The 16,626-nt window shown below is 61.4% G+C and carries 17 protein-coding genes and 1 other RNA gene; 7 read left to right on the plus strand and 11 right to left on the minus strand.

Annotation, left to right across the window (positions count from 1 at the left end; all coding sequences use genetic code 11):
- The first annotated feature begins 2 nt into the window (after positions 1-2).
- Both AC2FML_RS02175 and AC2FML_RS02180 read left to right on the plus strand, forming a co-directional pair.
- The gene (locus tag AC2FML_RS02175; RefSeq protein ID WP_093961984.1) at positions 3-1,337 is read left to right on the plus strand and encodes a sigma-54-dependent transcriptional regulator; all 1,335 of its coding nucleotides are present in this window, start codon (positions 3-5) and stop codon (positions 1,335-1,337) included.
- Positions 1,338-1,840: 503 nt separating this feature from the next.
- On the plus strand, positions 1,841-4,543 hold the full coding sequence (locus AC2FML_RS02180) for an Rne/Rng family ribonuclease (RefSeq protein WP_496781790.1): 2,703 nt from the start codon (positions 1,841-1,843) through the stop codon (positions 4,541-4,543).
- 39 nt (positions 4,544-4,582) lie between these two features.
- Here AC2FML_RS02180 and AC2FML_RS02185 read toward each other — a convergent pair whose 3' ends face one another.
- A complete protein-coding gene (locus tag AC2FML_RS02185) occupies positions 4,583-4,822 on the minus strand; it encodes a sulfurtransferase TusA family protein (protein ID WP_093961985.1) in 240 nt (79 codons plus the stop codon).
- Between the two features lie 105 nt (positions 4,823-4,927).
- On the opposite strand from AC2FML_RS02185, the gene AC2FML_RS02190 reads away from it, so the two are divergent.
- From AC2FML_RS02190 to AC2FML_RS02205, 4 genes are all read left to right on the plus strand, one after another.
- The gene (locus tag AC2FML_RS02190; protein ID WP_170338729.1) at positions 4,928-5,680 is read left to right on the plus strand and encodes a cytochrome c biogenesis CcdA family protein; all 753 of its coding nucleotides are present in this window, start codon (positions 4,928-4,930) and stop codon (positions 5,678-5,680) included.
- Between the two features lie 78 nt (positions 5,681-5,758).
- Positions 5,759-7,033 (plus strand): hypothetical protein, encoded by a 1,275-nt coding sequence (locus AC2FML_RS02195; RefSeq protein WP_496781792.1) that lies wholly within the window; start codon positions 5,759-5,761, stop codon positions 7,031-7,033.
- Entirely contained in the window at positions 7,030-8,379 is a 1,350-nt protein-coding gene (locus AC2FML_RS02200) for a cytochrome P450 (RefSeq protein WP_496781794.1), read from the plus strand. Before AC2FML_RS02195 ends, AC2FML_RS02200 begins: the two co-directional genes overlap by 4 nt.
- A gap of 72 nt (positions 8,380-8,451) precedes the next feature.
- Positions 8,452-9,333, plus strand: a complete 882-nt coding sequence (locus AC2FML_RS02205) for a fructose bisphosphate aldolase (RefSeq protein ID WP_170432787.1) — start codon at positions 8,452-8,454, stop codon at positions 9,331-9,333.
- A gap of 2 nt (positions 9,334-9,335) precedes the next feature.
- On the opposite strand, the gene AC2FML_RS02210 is transcribed toward AC2FML_RS02205, so the two are convergent.
- Genes AC2FML_RS02210 through fumC form a run of 4 tightly spaced genes read right to left on the minus strand, consistent with a single transcriptional unit; the run spans position 9,336 to position 11,787 of the window.
- Entirely contained in the window at positions 9,336-9,938 is a 603-nt protein-coding gene (locus tag AC2FML_RS02210) for a DNA-3-methyladenine glycosylase I (protein ID WP_496781796.1), read from the minus strand.
- A gap of 51 nt (positions 9,939-9,989) precedes the next feature.
- On the minus strand, positions 9,990-10,220 hold the full coding sequence (locus AC2FML_RS02215) for a ribbon-helix-helix domain-containing protein (RefSeq protein ID WP_170432780.1): 231 nt from the start codon (positions 10,218-10,220) through the stop codon (positions 9,990-9,992).
- Positions 10,217-10,393: a DUF4169 family protein gene (locus AC2FML_RS02220; protein ID WP_170363515.1), complete on the minus strand. Its 177-nt coding sequence runs from the start codon at positions 10,391-10,393 to the stop codon at positions 10,217-10,219. Before AC2FML_RS02220 ends, AC2FML_RS02215 begins: the two co-directional genes overlap by 4 nt.
- Entirely contained in the window at positions 10,393-11,787 is a 1,395-nt protein-coding gene (fumC, locus tag AC2FML_RS02225; protein ID WP_170418977.1) for a class II fumarate hydratase, read from the minus strand. The genes AC2FML_RS02220 and fumC overlap by 1 nt, the downstream gene beginning before the upstream one ends.
- Before the next feature lie 244 nt (positions 11,788-12,031).
- Between fumC and AC2FML_RS02230 the strand changes: the two genes are divergently transcribed.
- Positions 12,032-12,559 (plus strand): hypothetical protein, encoded by a 528-nt coding sequence (locus tag AC2FML_RS02230; protein ID WP_170439654.1) that lies wholly within the window; start codon positions 12,032-12,034, stop codon positions 12,557-12,559.
- A gap of 40 nt (positions 12,560-12,599) precedes the next feature.
- Here the strand turns inward: AC2FML_RS02230 and AC2FML_RS02235 are convergent, their stop codons facing one another.
- The 6 genes from AC2FML_RS02235 to AC2FML_RS02260 form a co-directional block, all read right to left on the minus strand.
- Positions 12,600-13,064 carry an SspB family protein gene (locus AC2FML_RS02235; RefSeq protein ID WP_170403236.1) on the minus strand — a complete coding sequence of 155 codons (465 nt, stop codon included), beginning with the start codon at positions 13,062-13,064 and terminating at the stop codon, positions 12,600-12,602.
- Between the two features lie 76 nt (positions 13,065-13,140).
- Positions 13,141-14,415, minus strand: coding sequence for a chromate efflux transporter (gene chrA / locus AC2FML_RS02240; protein ID WP_496781799.1), 1,275 nt, complete (start codon positions 14,413-14,415; stop codon positions 13,141-13,143).
- A gap of 215 nt (positions 14,416-14,630) precedes the next feature.
- Positions 14,631-15,062: an ester cyclase gene (locus AC2FML_RS02245; protein WP_093961996.1), complete on the minus strand. Its 432-nt coding sequence runs from the start codon at positions 15,060-15,062 to the stop codon at positions 14,631-14,633.
- A 101-nt stretch (positions 15,063-15,163) separates the two neighbouring features.
- Positions 15,164-15,511, minus strand: a transfer-messenger RNA (tmRNA) gene (gene ssrA, locus AC2FML_RS02250).
- Between the two features lie 35 nt (positions 15,512-15,546).
- Positions 15,547-15,909 carry a DUF4345 family protein gene (locus AC2FML_RS02255; protein WP_093961997.1) on the minus strand — a complete coding sequence of 121 codons (363 nt, stop codon included), beginning with the start codon at positions 15,907-15,909 and terminating at the stop codon, positions 15,547-15,549.
- A gap of 64 nt (positions 15,910-15,973) precedes the next feature.
- On the minus strand, positions 15,974-16,624 hold the full coding sequence (locus AC2FML_RS02260; protein ID WP_170339290.1) for a hypothetical protein: 651 nt from the start codon (positions 16,622-16,624) through the stop codon (positions 15,974-15,976).
- Positions 16,625-16,626: the final 2 nt, after the last annotated feature.

The following is a 16,626-nucleotide window of genomic DNA, read 5'->3' on the forward strand; positions in this document are numbered from 1 at the left end:
CTATGGCACAGGCCATGAAAATTGCCATCGTGGATGATGAACAGGACATGCGCCAGTCGATCAGCCAATGGTTGGCGCTGTCCGGCTATGACACCGAAACCTTTGCAAGCGCCGAGGATGCGCTCAAGGTTCTGGGGCCGGATTACCCGGGGATCGTGATCTCGGACATCAAGATGCCCGGCATGGATGGTATTCAGCTTTTGAAAAAGCTGATGGGTGCCGACAGCACCTTGCCGGTGATCATGATTACCGGTCACGGCGACGTGCCGATGGCGGTCGAGGCGATGCGGGTGGGGGCGTTCGACTTTCTGGAAAAGCCGTTCAACCCCGACCGGATGTCGGAACTGGCCAAACGCGCCAGCAACGCTCGGCGTCTGACGCTGGACAACCGCGCCCTGCGGCGCGAGCTGTCGGGCGGCACGCAGATCATGAACAAGCTGATCGGCGCCAGCCCGGTGATGGAGCGCCTGCGTGAAGATATTCTCGACCTGGGCCAGGCCGACGGGCATGTGCTGATCGACGGCGAAACCGGCACCGGCAAGACCTTGGTGGCGCACGCCTTGCATGCAGTGGGCAGCCGGGCGGGCAAGAAATTCGTTCTGGTCTCGTGTGCCGCGCTGGAAGAAGAGGCGCTGGCCAAGCGGCTGTTCGGCCCGATGATGCCCGAGGACACGCAACTGCCCGCAATCGAGGAAGCCCGCGGCGGCACTCTGGTGCTGGAGGATATCGAGGCGCTGAGCGACACGCTGCAGGCGCGGTTGCTGAGCGTCATGAACGAGCAGGGAACGCCGGCCGAGACCCGGATCGTTGCGATCTCAAACCTGCAGGAAGCGGGCAAGACCAGCGAGGACGTGCTGCGGCCCGATCTGTTCTATCGTCTGGCGGCGCTGCGCATCACCATGCCGCCGCTGCGGCAGCGCGGCGAGGATATCCTGACCCTGTTCACCCGGCTGAGCGAGCAGTTTGCCGAGGAATATGGCTGTGAGGCACCGCAAGTCAGCGCCCAGGAGGCCGCGCAGCTGCTGCAGGCCCCATGGCCGGGCAATGTGCGCCAGTTGATCAACATCGCCGAACGCGCGGTTCTGCAGTCGCGGCGCGGCTCGGGCACCATCGCGTCGCTGTTGATGTCCGATCACGAAGAGATGCAGCCGGTGATGACCACCGAGGGCAAGCCGCTGAAGGAATACGTTGAGGCGTTCGAACGGATGCTGATCGACAACACCATGCGGCGCCACAAGGGGTCCATCGCCTCGGTGATGGAGGAACTTTGCCTGCCGCGCCGGACTTTGAATGAAAAAATGGCCAAGTACGGGTTGCAACGGGCGGACTATCTGTAGGCGAGAGGCCAGTCCCTTTTTGGCCTTTTGGCCAAAGTACACCAGGGAAATTTGAAGCCGGAGGAAGCCCGACCTGTCCGTAGATCGGGCTCCTTTGCAGTTTGCCCATTGTGTTTTCCACAGGACTGCTTTTATTGTACCGGGACGGGTCGGGCGCATTTTTGTGCCTGAATGCCCCGAATCATTGAGTTTCGCTGCTTTGCTGCAGGTGGTGACCTTTCCCGCCCGGCCAAGCAGACCGATTGTGCCTCGTTCCGGGGCAGTAGAGTACCTGAGCCCGAATTTCGGGCGAAAGGAATAATGGGCAGGCAGCGGCGTGTTCGCGCCTGTCGGAGAAGAACCGCGATGACGCGCGCGCTACGATTGAGTATACGGGCAGGGGGCCACAGCGCCGATCCCTGCCGCGCGCCGTCCGTAATCGCCCAGACAAGACACCACCCCAGATGCGCCTGTCCGCCTGGACAGGTTAGGACAACGCGTTTGGCGCGGTGCACCAAGGACACATGGCAAAGAAAATGCTTATCGATGCCACCCACGCGGAGGAGACCCGCGTCGTGGTGGTGGACGGAAACAAGGTCGAGGAGTTCGATTTTGAATCCGAAAACAAACGCCAGCTTGCTGGCAACATCTACCTGGCAAAAGTAACGCGCGTCGAACCTTCGCTGCAGGCGGCCTTTGTTGACTACGGCGGGAACCGGCATGGCTTCCTTGCGTTCTCGGAAATCCATCCGGACTACTACCAGATTCCGGTCGCGGACCGCGAAGCCCTGATGGAGGAAGAGCGCGCCTACGCTGAGGCAATGAAGGCGCGGGACGAGGCCGAAGAATCCAAGCCCAAGAAGCGCCGCTCGCGGTCGCGCTCGAAGGCGGCAGAGGTCAAGACGGACGATCCGGTCGAAACGCTGGACGTATCCGCCGAACCGACGGGCATGGAAACCATCGACCTGCTTGAGGAAGAGGCCGCTGATCAGGATGTGCCCGAAGGCACGTCTCCGATGGAGACGGTCGCTGAAACTCCGGTCGAAGAGCCGAGTGAAGACGCGAGTGACGAACCGGCGGACGAAAAGGCCGAAGTCGAAGCTGACGCCGCACCCGCTGAACCGGTCGAAACAGACGAGCCGTACGCGGATGCAGCGGACGACGCTGACGCCGAAGCTGATGAGGCCAAGCCGGATGCGGCTGCCAAGGATGACACGATCGAGTCGGTTGCGGATGATGATGACAGCGAGGATATCCGTCCTCCGCGCAAACCACGCCCGCGCCGCTACAAGATTCAGGAAGTCATCAAAGTGCGCCAGGTTCTGTTGGTGCAGGTCGTCAAGGAAGAACGTGGCAACAAGGGTGCCGCGCTGACCACTTACCTGTCGCTGGCCGGCCGGTATTGTGTGTTGATGCCGAACACCGCACGCGGGGGCGGCATCAGCCGCAAGATCACCAACGCCGCGGACCGCAAGAAGCTCAAGGAAATCGCATCCGAGATCGACGTGCCTACGGGCGCCGGTCTGATCATCCGTACAGCCGGCGCCAAGCGTACCAAGTCCGAGATCAAGCGCGACTACGAATACCTGCAGCGCCTGTGGGAGCAGATCCGCGAACTGACGCTCAAATCGATCGCTCCTGCAAAGATCTACGAGGAAGGCGACCTGATCAAACGGTCGATCCGTGATCTTTACAATCGGGACATCGACGAGGTTCTGGTCGAAGGCGAAGGTGGCTACCGCATCGCCAAAGACTTTATGAAGATGATCATGCCGTCGCACGCCAAGAACGTGAAGCGGTACGAGGACCAACTGCCGCTGTTCGCGCGCTATCAGGTGGAAAGCTATCTGGCGGGGATGTTCAACCCGACGGTCCAGCTGAAATCGGGCGGGTATATCGTGATCGGCGTGACCGAGGCGTTGGTTGCCATCGACGTGAACTCGGGCCGCGCAACCAAAGAAGGCTCGATCGAGGAAACTGCGCTGAAGACCAACCTTGAGGCCGCCGAGGAAGTTGCACGCCAGCTGCGCCTGCGCGACCTGGCCGGTCTGATCGTCATCGACTTCATCGACATGGACGAGCGCAAGAACAACCTGGCGGTCGAAAAGCGCCTGAAGGACAAGCTGAAGACCGATCGGGCCCGTATTCAGGTCGGACGGATCTCGGGCTTTGGCCTGCTGGAGATGAGCCGCCAGCGCCTGCGCCCAGGAATGCTTGAGGCAACCACACAGCCTTGCCCGTCCTGCCATGGCACCGGTCTGATCCGCTCGGACGACAACATGGCTCTGTCGATCCTGCGTCAGATTGAAGAGGAAGGCACACGCCGCCGCTCGCGCGAGGTGCTGGTGCGGTGTCCGGTCAGCATTGCGAACTTCCTGATGAACCAGAAGCGCGAGCATATCGCGCAGATCGAAGCCCGCTATGGCCTGTCGGTTCGGATCGAAGGCGACATTCATCTGGTCAGCCCTGACTTCTCGATGGAAAAGTTCAAGACGGCCAGCCGGATCGTTCCCGAAGCGTCTGCGCCGGTGGTGTCCGCGACGGCATCGCTGATGGATCTGGTGGATTCCGAGGACGAGGTTGAAGACAGCGCCGTCGAGCCGGAACTGGCGGAAGAGGAAGCTAAGCCGAAGCGCAAGCGCCGCCGGCGTCGCCGCAAGAAGAACGGCGGTAACGGCGAGCAGGCCGAGGCAGCCACTTCTGACGAAGCTGCGGAAGACAAGGCGAGCACCGAGGCGCAACCTGAGGAATCGGGGACGGAAAAGACCGCAGAGTCTGAATCCGCTACGGCTGAGGCCGCAGAAGCTGGCGCCGAAAACGTGACCGAGGGTGAAGCGGAACAGGCCGAAGAAAAATCGGCCAAGCCCAAAAAACGTCGGGCACCGCGCCGCAAGAAGACGGCCGAAGTCGAAGAGGCGCCCGCGCCGGAACCCGAGGTGGCCGAAGAAGCGGTTCAGGCGGCCGCAGAAACGCCTGCTGATGAGGCTGCGGGTGCTGAGGACAATGCCCCCGAAGCGCAAGCCGAGGAGCCGGTCGAAGAGAGTGAGCCCGAGGTAGCGGCAGAAGTCGAAACGCCAGATGCCGAGCCCGTGGCGGAAGCGCCGGAAGCGGCAACAGAAGAAAAAGCCGAGGACGCCGCAGAGCCGGTGCTTGAGACGGTGGCGGAAGAACCCGAGCCGTCTCCGGCCAAGCCCAAACGGCGCGGTTGGTGGTCACTGGGCCAATAAGACAAAAAAAGGCGGACAGTATTGTCCGCCTTTTTTCTTTCAGGTCCCGCCGTTTTTCCGAATGAGATAAACGTGGTGATCCGCAGCTTCTTCCATCCCGATCAGCTCGTGCCCGGACTCCGAGCAGAAATGAGGTACATCGACGATTGCGGCCGGATCGTCGGCAAGGACCCGGAGAAGGGAGCCCGCAGGCATGGCCTTGAGCCGTTTGCGGGCTTTCAGGACGGGCAGGGGGCACAGCAGGCCCAATGCATCCAGTGTTTCGGCTTCTTGTGTCATGGCTCTCAGATATTTGCATGGCGCACAGCTGTCCAGCCGGCAACCACGAGGATGTGACCGAATGGCCCCGTGACGCGCCCCACTGGATATCCTATGTGCAGTGGCATGTTCGGAATCGATATCATCGACGCGGGGCTGCTGCCCGCCATGTTCATCGCGCTGGTCGGCGGGTTGATCAGTTTTCTGTCGCCCTGCGTGTTGCCGATCGTGCCGCCTTATCTGGCCTACATGAGCGGCGTGACCATTCACGAGATGCAGGATCAGGCGCAGGCTAGACGCAAGGCGACTCTGTCAGCGCTGTTCTTCGTTCTTGGACTGTCGACGGTGTTCCTGCTGCTGGGCTTCACGGCCTCGGCCTTCGGCGCATTCGTGCTGCAGAACCAGGAACTGTTCGCCAAGGCCTCGGGTCTGGTGGTGATCGTGTTCGGCCTGCATTTCCTGAACGTGTTCCGAATTCCGATCCTGGACCGCGAAGCGCGGCTCGAAACCGGGGACTCCGGCGGCTCGGTCTTCGGGGCTTACATCCTGGGGTTGGCTTTCGCATTCGGCTGGACCCCTTGCATCGGCCCCCAGCTTGGCGCGATTCTGTCGCTGGCCGCGTCCGAGGCCTCGGTGGCGCGGGGCACGCTGTTGCTGGGCGTCTACGCGGCGGGTCTGGGCATACCGTTCCTGCTGGCTGCGATGTTCCTGAACCGTTCAATGGCGGTGATGAACAAGCTGAAACCGCATATGGGAACGATCGAAAAAGTCATGGGTGGCTTGTTGCTGGTCGTCGGCATCATGCTGGTGACGGGTCTGTTCACCGAGTTCAGCTGGTGGCTGCTTGAGACGTTCCCGGCATTGGCCACTCTGGGCTGACGCGGCGCCCGGTCGCGATGATCGGGCCTTACCTTGGCCACATCGCTGCGCTAACCTGCCCGCAACAAGGGCAAAGGCATGAGCAGTCAGGTTCCGCAATCTGGGGTACAACGACGCCGGGTGTTCTATATCCCCGGCTATGATCCGATCCATCCCCGCCGCTATCGCGAACTCTATCGGAAAGAGGGGCGCGCGCAGTCAGCGATTTCCGGGTATCGGTTGGAGGTCTCGGCCAAGACGGGCGATGGCCCCTATGGCTGGCACGTCCGGTCGGAGCAGGACGGGGCCGAAGTAGATACGGATGTCGAGGTTCTAGTCTGGTCCGACATCGTGCGCGACAGCATGGACAGCTCGATCCCGGCGACCTACTGGCAACTGCTGTGCACGGCCTCGATCTACATCTCGACTGGCACGCTGTGGCGGCTGATGCGGCTGCGCAAAGGACCGGTGATCGCCGCACTCTATCCGGTGGCGATGTTGCTGGGGCAGTTGGCGCTGGCGGGATTGGTCTTCTACGGTGTGGCAATGTTGTCCGAGTCCGCGATGCATTGGTTGGTTGAAGCTGTGGAAGGACCCGCGCTGTTCGGTCCCTATTTTGCGGCGCAGATGTATCTCAGCCTGGCTATTGGCGTGTTGGCGGGCTGGTGGGTCTTGCGCTGGTTCCGAAAGATCGACAACCGCCTGTTCGCCTATTACCTGATGCACGACTATGCCTATTCTGCGCGGCTGCGGGGAGAAACGCCGCCCGAGTTGCAGGCTCGGCTGGACGAATTCCGTGCCACTATTGCGGCAGTGCTACGGTCGCCCGTCGATGAGGTTCTGGTGGTGGGCCACAGTTCCGGCGCCCATCTGGGGGTTTCGGTTCTGGCCGACCTGCTGCGGCGGGGCGAGGTGCCACCGGATGGCCCGGTCCTGTCGTTCCTGACATTGGGGCAGGTGGTGCCGATGGTGTCATTCCTGCCGCGGGCCGGCCGGTTGCGGTCCGACCTGCAATTTCTGTCGCAGACCGAGCAGTTGACATGGGTCGATGTCTCGGCACCCGGGGATGGCTGCGCCTTTGCCCTATGTGATCCGGTTGCGGTCAGCGGGGTTGCCGGGCCGGGCAAGCGGTGGCCGCTGGTTCTGTCAGCCGCTTTTACGCAAACCCTGTCGCCCGAACGTTGGGCCGCGTTGCGCTGGCGGTTCTTCCGTTTGCATTTCCAGTATCTTTGCGCGTTCGACCGGCCTAGCGACTATGACTATTTCCGCATCACGGCCGGCCCGCTGACACTGGGCGCTCGGTTCGCCGGCCGGGCGCCGTCGAAATCGCGGATCGAGCGGGCGGTGTCCAAGTACCGGACGGTGCGCGCATGACCCCGCCCAAGCCGCCCGCCAGACCGGACAAGGTATCTCTGTGGCAATACCTGCGCCTGTTCCGGCGTGACATCCTGTCGGCCCAGCCGCAACGCCTGTACCGCGCCTGGATGGCCGAGTTCCGCACCCCGTTCTTCCGGTCCTACCTGATCAACCAGCCCGAGCTGATCGACCGGGTTCTGAAACACCGTCCTCAGGATTTCCCGAAATCCGGCCGGATCAGCGAAGGCCTGCGGCCCCTGCTAGGCCAATCGGTATTCCTGACCAACGGCGCGACCTGGGAGCGCCAACGCCGCATCATCGATCCGGCCTTCGAGGGCGGGCGGCTGAAACAGACCTTTCCCGCGATGCTGGCCTCGGCCGAGGCTTGCGCCGATCGCCTGCGCGACAGGACGGGCGTGCCGGTCGAGATCGAAGAGGTCACCAGCCATGCCGCCGCCGACGTGATCTTTCGCACCTTGTTCTCGGTGCCTATCGAGCACGAAATCGCCGCACAGGTGTTCGAGAAATTCCGCGCCTATCAGCGGCAGCAACCTCTGCTGAACCTTGCGGCTTTCGTGCCGCTGCCCGGCTGGGTGCCTCGGTTCCACCCGCGCAAGACCCGCCGTGCGGCGGCTGAAATCCGCGCCTTGATCGCCCGCATGACCCGCGAGCGGGCCGCGCAGATCGCCGCCGGCGCCGCGCCCGACGATCTGGCCACCAAGATCATGACCACGTCCGACCCCCTGACCGGGCAGTGTTTCGATACCGATGAGATGATCGATCAGGTGGCCATCTTCTTTCTGGCCGGGCACGAGACCAGCGCCTCGGCCCTGGCATGGACGCTGTACCTGATGGCCGCCTATCCTGACTGGCAGGACCGCGTGGCCGAGGAAGCCCGCGCGCAGGATGAAATCAGTTTTGCCAGCATGTCCCGCCTCAAGCTCAGCCGGGATGTGTTCCGCGAGGCGCTGCGCCTCTATCCCCCGGTGCCGATGATGGTGCGCGAGGCCACATGCCCCGAACGTTTCCGCGACCGCGACGTGCCCAAGGGCGCTCAGATCGTGCTCAGCCCGTGGCACCTGCACCGACATGAACGGTTGTGGGAGGACCCCGACAGCTTTGACCCGTCCCGCTGGGCGACCGAAAACGGCAAAGCCTGCCAGCGGGCGGCCTTCATCCCGTTTTCGGCCGGGCCGCGCGTCTGTACCGGGGCGGGGTTTGCGATGGTCGAGGGGCCGTTGATCCTGTCGACCCTGCTGCGCCGATACCGGTTCGAACCTGTCGAGGGCCGCTCCCCGGTCCCGGTGGCGCATCTGACGGTCCGGTCCCGCGACGGAATCTGGCTGCGCGTGGTTGAGCGCTAACAAACTATCATCGCCCCGCGCCATGCTGTATGCGGTTGGAAAAGCGGAATCATTACTGAACGGGAAAGTGTTATGTCCAAGGCTGAACAGCGCGAACAGATGATCAACGGTGCGGGTTTTATCGCGGCTTTGGATCAGAGCGGCGGCTCGACGCCCAAGGCGCTGGCGTTGTACGGGGTGCAGCCGTCCGACTATGGCTCGGACGAGGAAATGTTTGCCGAGATCCAGAAGATGCGCGCCCGGATCATCCTGGCCGATGACTTCACCCGCGACAAGGTGATCGGCGCGATCCTGTTCGAACGCACGCTGAGCGAGGAAATCGACGGTCGCAAGGTGGCCGATTACCTGTGGTCGGTCAAAGGCATCGTGCCGTTCCTCAAGATCGACAAGGGGCTGGAGGACACCGCCAACGGCGTGCAGCTGATGAAGCCCATCCCGGGCCTGGCCGAGACGCTGGCCAAGGCCGAAGGTGTGTTCGGCACCAAGGAACGCTCGGTCATCCACGAGGCCAATGCCGAGGGCATTGCCGCCGTGGTGAAACAGCAATTCGACGTGGCCCGCGAGGTGATCGCCGCCGGCATGGTTCCGATCATCGAGCCCGAGGTGAACATCAAGTCGGACACCAAGGCCGAAGCGGAAGAGATCCTGAAAGCCGAAATCCTCAAGAACCTCGACGAGTTGGACGAGGGGCAGGACGTCATGCTGAAGCTGACTCTGCCCAGCAAGGCCAATCTGTATGACGAGGCCGCCGACCATCCGCGTGTTCTGCGGGTTGTGGCGCTGTCGGGCGGTTATTCGACCGACGAGGCCTGTGACCTGCTGGCGCAGAACGGCAAGATGATCGCCTCTTTCTCTCGCGCGCTGACCGAGGGGCTGTCGAAACAGCAGTCGGATGCCGAGTTCAACGCGGTCCTTGGCAGCAATATCGACAAGATCTACCGCGCCTCGGTCTGAGGTCAGACCGGTTTGATGAACAAGCGGCGCATCTGCGCCGCTTTTTCGCGCATGGCGCAGCCTGTGGCGTGGTCATTCACCAGCCCCATCGCCTGCATGAAGGCAAATACCGTGGTGGGGCCGACAAATTTCCACCCGCGCTTTTTCAGGTCCTTGGACATGGCGACCGACTCGGGCGAAGTCGAGGCCGTCTGCGGCGCAGGAGGGGTCTCGGGCTCGAACCTCCAGACATAGGCCGCCAGCGAGCCGGTTTCGGCCACCAGCTCCTGTGCGCGGCGGGCGTTGTTGATCACCGCCTCGATCTTGCCGCGATGGCGGATGATACCGGCATCTTGCAGCAGTCGTTCAACGTCTGCATCAGAAAAACCGGCCATCACGTTGAAATCAAAACCGGAAAAGGCTTTGCGGAAATTCTCGCGCTTGGCCAGAATGGTGCGCCAGCTGAGGCCTGACTGAAAACTTTCAAGGCACAGTTTCTCGAATAGGCGCTGATCGTCACCGACCGGATAACCCCATTCATTGTCGTGATAGCCAAAAAACTCCGGCGAGGCCTGACACCAGCCGCATCGCGGTTGACCATCCGGCCCGATCACGAGTTCGCGCATCGAATGTACCCCTTTTGTTCATAGCCAACCTAGACACCGACGGGGATCAGATCAAGGGCTGCGATAGGGTGACCGGTACCAGTTCAGAACAAAGACACGAATGGCCGACGCCAATCCAGTCTCGGGGTCGCGCGCGACATCAATTTCCGAGGCCAAGACATTGATCGGCAAGCCTTTTGCCTTGGCGATGTCTCGGAACGCCTGCCAGAACTCATCCTCGAGCGAAACCGAGGTTCTATGTCCCTTGAGGGTCAGCGAGCGTTTGACGGGCGGGCCGCTCATTCATCCAGCTCGTGATTGTCCAGATCGCGGCGGGCTTTTTCCGTACGAGCCTTGTCCAGCTGTTTGTCTGCCTTGCTGCGCCCGAACGCCGCCGCGTTCCGGTCGGCGCGGGCCTTTTTCTCGGCCCGCGCCTTTTCCTTGCGATACCGGTTCAGATTGACCGGCTTGCCCATCAGTCCTTGGGCCCGATCATCTGCTCGGGGCGCACGACGGCGTCAAAGGTTGCCTCGTCGACGAAGCCCAGCTTGATGGCCTCTTCCTTCAGCGTGGTGCCGTTCTTGTGCGCAGTCTTGGCGACCGTGGTGGCGTTGTCATAGCCGATGGTCGGGGCCAGGGCAGTAACCAGCATCAGCGATTCCTTCATCAGCTTGTCGATGCGCGCCTCGTTGGCCTTGGTGCCCAGCAGCATACGCTCGGTAAAGCTGTCGGTCGCGTCTCCCAGCAGCTGGATCGACTGCAGCAGGTTGTAGGCCATCATCGGGTTGTAGACGTTCAGCTCGAAATGGCCTTGGCTGCCGGCGAACTTGATCGCAGCGTCGTTGCCCATGACGTGGGCGGCGACCTGGGTCAGCGCCTCGGCCTGGGTCGGGTTGACCTTGCCCGGCATGATCGACGATCCGGGCTCGTTCTCCGGCAGGATCAGTTCACCCAGACCCGAACGCGGCCCCGAGCCGAGGAAGCGGATGTCGTTGGCGATCTTGTAGCAGCTGCCCGCGACTGTGGCCAAGGCGCCCGACAGGAACACCATCGCATCGTGGGCGGCCAGCGACTCGAATTTGTTGGGCGCGGTGACGAAGGGCAGGCCGGTGATTTCGGCCATGTTGGCGGCGACGGCCTCGGCCCAGCCTTTCTGGGTGTTCAGCCCGGTGCCGACGGCGGTGCCGCCCTGCGCCAGCTCGTAGATGCCGGGCATGGCAGCATTCACGCGGGCGATACCCTGACGGATCTGATGGGCATAGCCGCTGAACTCTTGGCCCAGGGTCAGCGGGGTCGCGTCCTGCGTGTGAGTGCGGCCGATCTTGATGATGTCCTTGAATTCCGTGGACTTCTGCTCGAGCCCGGCGGCCAGATTCTCGAGCCCCGGCAGCAGCACGTCGCGTACGCTCATCGCGGTGGCGATATGCATGGCGGTGGGGAAGGTGTCGTTCGACGATTGTCCCATGTTGCAGTGATCGTTCGGGTGCACCGGATCCTTCGAGCCGATCACGCCGCCCAGGATCTCGATCGCGCGGTTCGCGATGACCTCGTTGGCGTTCATGTTCGACTGGGTGCCTGATCCGGTCTGCCAGACGACCAGAGGGAAATTGTCGTCGAACTTGCCCTCGATCACCTCGCCGGCGGCCTGGATGATGGCGTCGGCGATGCGTGCGTCCAGCTTGCCCGTGGCCTTGTTCTGCATGGCGCAGGCCTTCTTGACCACGCCCAGCGCGCGCACGATGGCGACGGGCTGCTTCTCCCATCCGATGGGGAAGTTCATGATCGAGCGCTGCGTCTGCGCCCCCCAATACTTGTCGGCAGGAACCTCGAGCGGGCCAAAACTGTCGGATTCGGTGCGGGTCTGAGACATCTGTCACTCCGTCTGGTATGCAGTCGCATGCCGTTTAACCGCAGCTAGGCTATGGTTCAATCGGCCAGTTGCGCGCACCTTAGTCCGAAGGGCAAAAAAGGTATAGCCATGCGGTGTGCGTCACTTTTCTTGGTTGGTCACAGGGCCGTACCATTGTGCCCGTTCCCGGCTGAGCTAAGATATAGAAGGCAACCGCGGAGAAAGAACCATGAATCGCTCAGACCGGACCTCATTTTTCGCGCAAATGGCCCGATGGCTGTCGATACTGGCGTTTGGAGTTTTGTTGGCGTCTCCGGGATGGGCGCAGGACATTGGTCCCTTTGTCGGCGACTATGTCGGATCTGCCGACGTGGTGGATGCGGACGGATCGTCGACCCCGCGCGACATGAGCGTTTCCATCGCAGAGACTGGCGAAGGGTTCGTGGTCAAATGGACGACTACCACCTACAAAGCTGACGGCCGGGTGAAAGAACAAAGCTTTTCGGTCGAGTTCCGACCCTCTGATCGGAACAACATCTATTCCGCAGCCATGAAGCGGAATGTCTTCGGTCATGAGGTTCCGCTGGACCCGATGAAGGGGGAACCCTTTGTCTGGGGGCGGATCGAAGGGGAAACACTGACCGTCTTCTCGCTGTTCATAGATGAGGACGGCGGATACGAATTGCAGCAGTATGACCGGACACTGGCCGAGGGCGGGCTTAACCTGTCCTTTTCCCGGTTCAGAGATGGACAGAAGTCGCGTTCGGTCGAAACATTCCTGGAAAAACAATAGGCTCCGCCAAAAAAGCGAAGCCTCGTCCAATGGCCGCGAATTACTTGCGGAAGCTGTCCAGCGATACGATATCCGCATCGTGATGCGGCTCGTCGTCGGGTTCGACCTCGATCGACTCGGCCTCGATTTCCACCGGGTCCTCATCTTCTTCGTCCGAGCTTTCGAAGCGCAGGCCGAATTCGACCGACGGATCGACAAAGGTCTGGATGGCCGAATAGGGGATATACAACGGCTCCGGAGCGTCACCGAAATTGAGCGTGATGGCAAATCCGTCCTCGCCAACCTCGAGATTTTCGAACCAGTGCTGCACCACGATCGTCATCTCATCAGGGTAGCGTTCGCGCAGCCAGTCAGCGATTTCGACGCCGGGCTCACGGGTATCGAACGTGATGAAGAAATGGTGCGCGCCGGGCAGTCCGGTTTCAGAAACGCGCTTCAGAACAGTCTTGATCAGCCCGCGCATAGCGGTGTGCATCAAGTTGCCGTAGTCAATGCCTTGCGACATGTGTCATCCTCGAAAGTGGTTATCCCAAGCATAAGGGATTTGATCGGAAACGAAAGAGCGGGTTGCGTCTGATTGTTCAAACCAGATGCAGGATTGCGCCTGCTCCTATCATGATGCCCAGCGTCGTTGCCAGACCGGTTTTTCTTATGAAAATCAAGACTCCGGCAAGGCATGTCAATCCAACGGCTGCGATGTCCAAGGTCGAAAAAACCGGAATGGGCAGTGAGATCGGACCAAACTCGACTTTTCCGATGGTTCCAAACAGGACGTGCAGTCCGAACCACACCGACAGGTTGAGAATCACACCGACGACCGCCGCGGTAATTGCGCGCAATGCTTCCGACAGTCTCGGTCTTTGCGCTATGACGTCCAGGTAAGGCGCGGCAACGAATATCCACAGGAAGCACGGAACGAAGGTCGCCCACAGCGCAACGACCCCGGCTGCCAGCGCAAGGGACATCCCGCCCGCCAATTGCCCGGCGAGCATGGCGACGAATTGTGTGACCAGTATCAATGGGCCGGGGGTGGTTTCTGCCAGTCCCAGCGCATCTATCATCTGATCGGTAGAGATCCATTGATAGTTCTCGACGACCGTCTGGGTCATGTAGGCCAGCACCGCATAGGCCCCGCCGAAAGTGACTACTGCCAATCGTGCAAAGAACCAGCCCAGATCGCTTAGCAACGTCTGGCCGGAAAGGGTCAACAACACCAGCGGAGCCAACCAAAGAAACAGCCAGAGCGCTGCGGTCCGCGCGGGCCGAGCCAAGGCGGTATCGACATTCCGCGAAACTGAAGGCTGCTCTGAAGGCTTACGTGAAAAGCCCCAGACAGCCGCGGCCAGAATGATCAGGGGGAAAGGTAGATTCAGAGCGAAGATCGCCAGGAACGCCAGTATCGCAAGAATCCCGGGCTCTGCCCCAGATAGAGTTTTGCGAGAAAGATTGAGCACCGCCTGGAGAACGATCACGATAACCGTGGCCTTGATCCCGAGAAATGCAGCCTGGACCAGGGGAAGGTCTCCGTAGGCAGCATACAGGCCGACCAGCACGGCTATCACCAGCGCTCCGGGCAGAACGAACAGGCCGCCGGCAATCAGCCCGCCCGGCACCCCCCGCAGCCGCCAACCGGCATAGGTGGCCAGTTGCATGGCTTCGGGGCCGGGCAGCAACATGCACAACGACAGCGCGCGCAGAAAGCTCTGCTCATCCAACCATGGCCGCCGTTCGACCAATTCCTGGTGCATCAATGAGATCTGTGCCGCTGGGCCACCAAATGAGAGGAGGCCGATGCGGCCGAACACCCGGACCAGTTCTGACAGTGAGGGGTTCACTACAGGGGATCCGCCCTGCATGCGCCGGTTTCTGCGGTCCTCGGGCGGCTCCATCCGATATTCGGAGCATAGGTGCCGATCCGACCACCAGCGATCATTGGAAATTGCGCAGCCATGGCATGTGCCCCTTTGGATTTGGAGACATGCGAACCCGGGCTGCCGCCGGGCAGGGCGTTCACATGCTGACCCCGTGTGCTCTTGCTACTCGGGGTCAGCACGCGCGGTCAAGAACCGGTTCAGGCCCAGTCCAGCCGTTGCCCTGTCATGCAAACGGGCAAGGTATCCTGCGGGAACTGGCCGAGCTGTTCGAACAGGGAAACGAAGTCGAACTGGTTGTAGGCTTCGACCATCTTGTCACCTTTGAAGCGCGCCATAACTTGGCCTGTGACCTCCAAGGGCGCGCCGTTGTCCGCCCGCGAGGTCCGCACGTGCAGAACGGCTGACGCCCAATCGCCGTTTTCGATAATTTTGGGCAAGTCCACCTGAATTTCGCCCAGAACGTGCCGAAAGGCCATGACCAGGTCGCGAAAGTCGTCCGCGCCGACCTGCATTTCGGGTATCAGCCCCTCGGCCATCGTTTCCGGGGCAAAATACTGGTCGATCGCGTCAATATTGCCTTTTTCCCAAACCTCGGAATACCAGGCCCTGAGTATCTCTGAATGAGTCATCCCAACTCTCCTGTCTGTCTTCCGCTACTTTGAATGACAGGAGTGAACAGTTTCTGAATGGCGGCCAAATTCGGTGCAAAAACTCAGACAAAATCTTGGGAAATGCAGGTTTCTGTTGCCAGGTACCTGCGAACCCCGCCTTACGCGGCTAGGCGCAAGGACTTAAGTTTCGGTCTGGTTACTGCTTACGCAGCAACGGCAACCGGAGCACGATTGTCATTTGCAATTGTACTGTTTTCGCCGGTAACGGTGGCAGACAGCCGAGACAAAGCTAACCCCTTTAGACGTTCGTCGATCCTATTTCGGCCCCATGATCCCCAAATGAAGGATGTATGGTGGAGCCGCCGGGTACCGCCCCCGGGTCCGATCCGCTTATTACGAGCGCGTTTATGTCCATAGTCCCGAAGGACAGCATTTATATAGGTGAGGATTTTTGCGGATGCAAACCCCCAAAGCGCGGGACCACCACGATTTTTCCAACCTTTCACGCAGGCTTAGAGAGGTTGGCGGCGATCAGCCAAATTGCCAGCACCAGCTCGATTCCGCCGAAGGTCAACGCCTTGGCCAAGGGGGGATTGTCCAGCAAAACGGACACGAACCGACCCAGCGCCGCGCCCGCATAGACAACGCCCAACATCGCGTAGGCCATCGGGTGGTTCAGCCACAATACAGCGATGCCGGTCACGACGAACAACCCGCCGACCGAGGCCCGCATTTCACTGAGGCCCATCGTGCTGTTGGTGGGCGCAAGGTCCAGCGAGGCCGCCGTCCAGGCCGGAGCCAGAAAGCCGAACAGGCCAAAGCCGATGGTCAGAAGGGCTGCGATGATGTTGAGTGTTCCGGTCATGGGGGCCTCGCGTTTCAAATGCCTGCCCGTCGAACCTAATCTGTTTCGGGGCAGGGGGAAGACCTCAGATTGCGGCCCAGAGGCCGAGCACCCCCACAAGGATCAGGCTGAGCGCCCAGACCATTTCCAGGTTGAACCAGCTGCGAGACAGAAACTGCAGGCCCAGCCAGCGATAGACCGCGAAGGCCAGCGCACCGCCGCCCAGCATCATAGCGCCCGTATGGACCGCGGCCACAGCCAGAACCAGCAGGCCATTGGTGCCCATGATCTCTGACACGGCTCTGTGGCCGGTATCCAGCTCGTCCAGCCCGCACAGGCCCAGATAGATCGGGACCAGCATCAGCGCCGCACCATGCGCCAACGCCACCAGAAACGACCACAGCGCCAGCCGACTGGGCGGTACGCGCGCCAGAAACCGTGGGTGGCGCCGGGTGATCGCGATGTAGAGGCCCATAGCGATCACGATCAGGGCCGCTCCGATCCGGATTTCGCGCTGATAGTCTACAAGGATGGTCATCAGCGCAAAGGGCAGCAAAACACCCAGCATCGCCACAAAATGCCCGCCCGCCAGCGCTGCCAACGCGCGCCAGAGAGCGGATTGGCGTTGCTCCATCAATGCCGCCGACACGGCCAACGGCCAGCCCATACCGGGGTTCAACCCGTGATAGGCACCGCTCAGAACAACGGCCAGCCAGAGGCCGGCCGTCGATGTCATCA

The sequence above is a fragment of the Ruegeria sp. BHSC029 genome, assembly GCF_059613085.1.

Excerpts from the sequence above, each read along its gene's own strand:
- AC2FML_RS02175 (WP_093961984.1), top strand. The coding sequence starts at position 3 with ATGGCACAGGCCATGAAAATTGCCATCGTGGATGATGAACAGGACATG.
- AC2FML_RS02180 (WP_496781790.1), top strand. The coding sequence starts at position 1,841 with ATGGCAAAGAAAATGCTTATCGATGCCACCCACGCGGAGGAGACCCGC.
- AC2FML_RS02185 (WP_093961985.1), bottom strand. The coding sequence starts at position 4,822 with ATGACACAAGAAGCCGAAACACTGGATGCATTGGGCCTGCTGTGCCCC.
- AC2FML_RS02190 (WP_170338729.1), top strand. The coding sequence starts at position 4,928 with ATGTTCGGAATCGATATCATCGACGCGGGGCTGCTGCCCGCCATGTTC.
- AC2FML_RS02195 (WP_496781792.1), top strand. The coding sequence starts at position 5,759 with ATGAGCAGTCAGGTTCCGCAATCTGGGGTACAACGACGCCGGGTGTTC.
- AC2FML_RS02200 (WP_496781794.1), top strand. The coding sequence starts at position 7,030 with ATGACCCCGCCCAAGCCGCCCGCCAGACCGGACAAGGTATCTCTGTGG.
- AC2FML_RS02205 (WP_170432787.1), top strand. The coding sequence starts at position 8,452 with ATGTCCAAGGCTGAACAGCGCGAACAGATGATCAACGGTGCGGGTTTT.
- AC2FML_RS02210 (WP_496781796.1), bottom strand. The coding sequence starts at position 9,938 with ATGCGCGAACTCGTGATCGGGCCGGATGGTCAACCGCGATGCGGCTGG.
- AC2FML_RS02215 (WP_170432780.1), bottom strand. The coding sequence starts at position 10,220 with ATGAGCGGCCCGCCCGTCAAACGCTCGCTGACCCTCAAGGGACATAGA.
- AC2FML_RS02220 (WP_170363515.1), bottom strand. The coding sequence starts at position 10,393 with ATGGGCAAGCCGGTCAATCTGAACCGGTATCGCAAGGAAAAGGCGCGG.
- fumC (WP_170418977.1), bottom strand. The coding sequence starts at position 11,787 with ATGTCTCAGACCCGCACCGAATCCGACAGTTTTGGCCCGCTCGAGGTT.
- AC2FML_RS02230 (WP_170439654.1), top strand. The coding sequence starts at position 12,032 with ATGGCCCGATGGCTGTCGATACTGGCGTTTGGAGTTTTGTTGGCGTCT.
- AC2FML_RS02235 (WP_170403236.1), bottom strand. The coding sequence starts at position 13,064 with ATGTCGCAAGGCATTGACTACGGCAACTTGATGCACACCGCTATGCGC.
- chrA (WP_496781799.1), bottom strand. The coding sequence starts at position 14,415 with ATGCAGGGCGGATCCCCTGTAGTGAACCCCTCACTGTCAGAACTGGTC.
- AC2FML_RS02245 (WP_093961996.1), bottom strand. The coding sequence starts at position 15,062 with ATGACTCATTCAGAGATACTCAGGGCCTGGTATTCCGAGGTTTGGGAA.
- AC2FML_RS02255 (WP_093961997.1), bottom strand. The coding sequence starts at position 15,909 with ATGACCGGAACACTCAACATCATCGCAGCCCTTCTGACCATCGGCTTT.
- AC2FML_RS02260 (WP_170339290.1), bottom strand. The coding sequence starts at position 16,624 with ATGACATCGACGGCCGGCCTCTGGCTGGCCGTTGTTCTGAGCGGTGCC.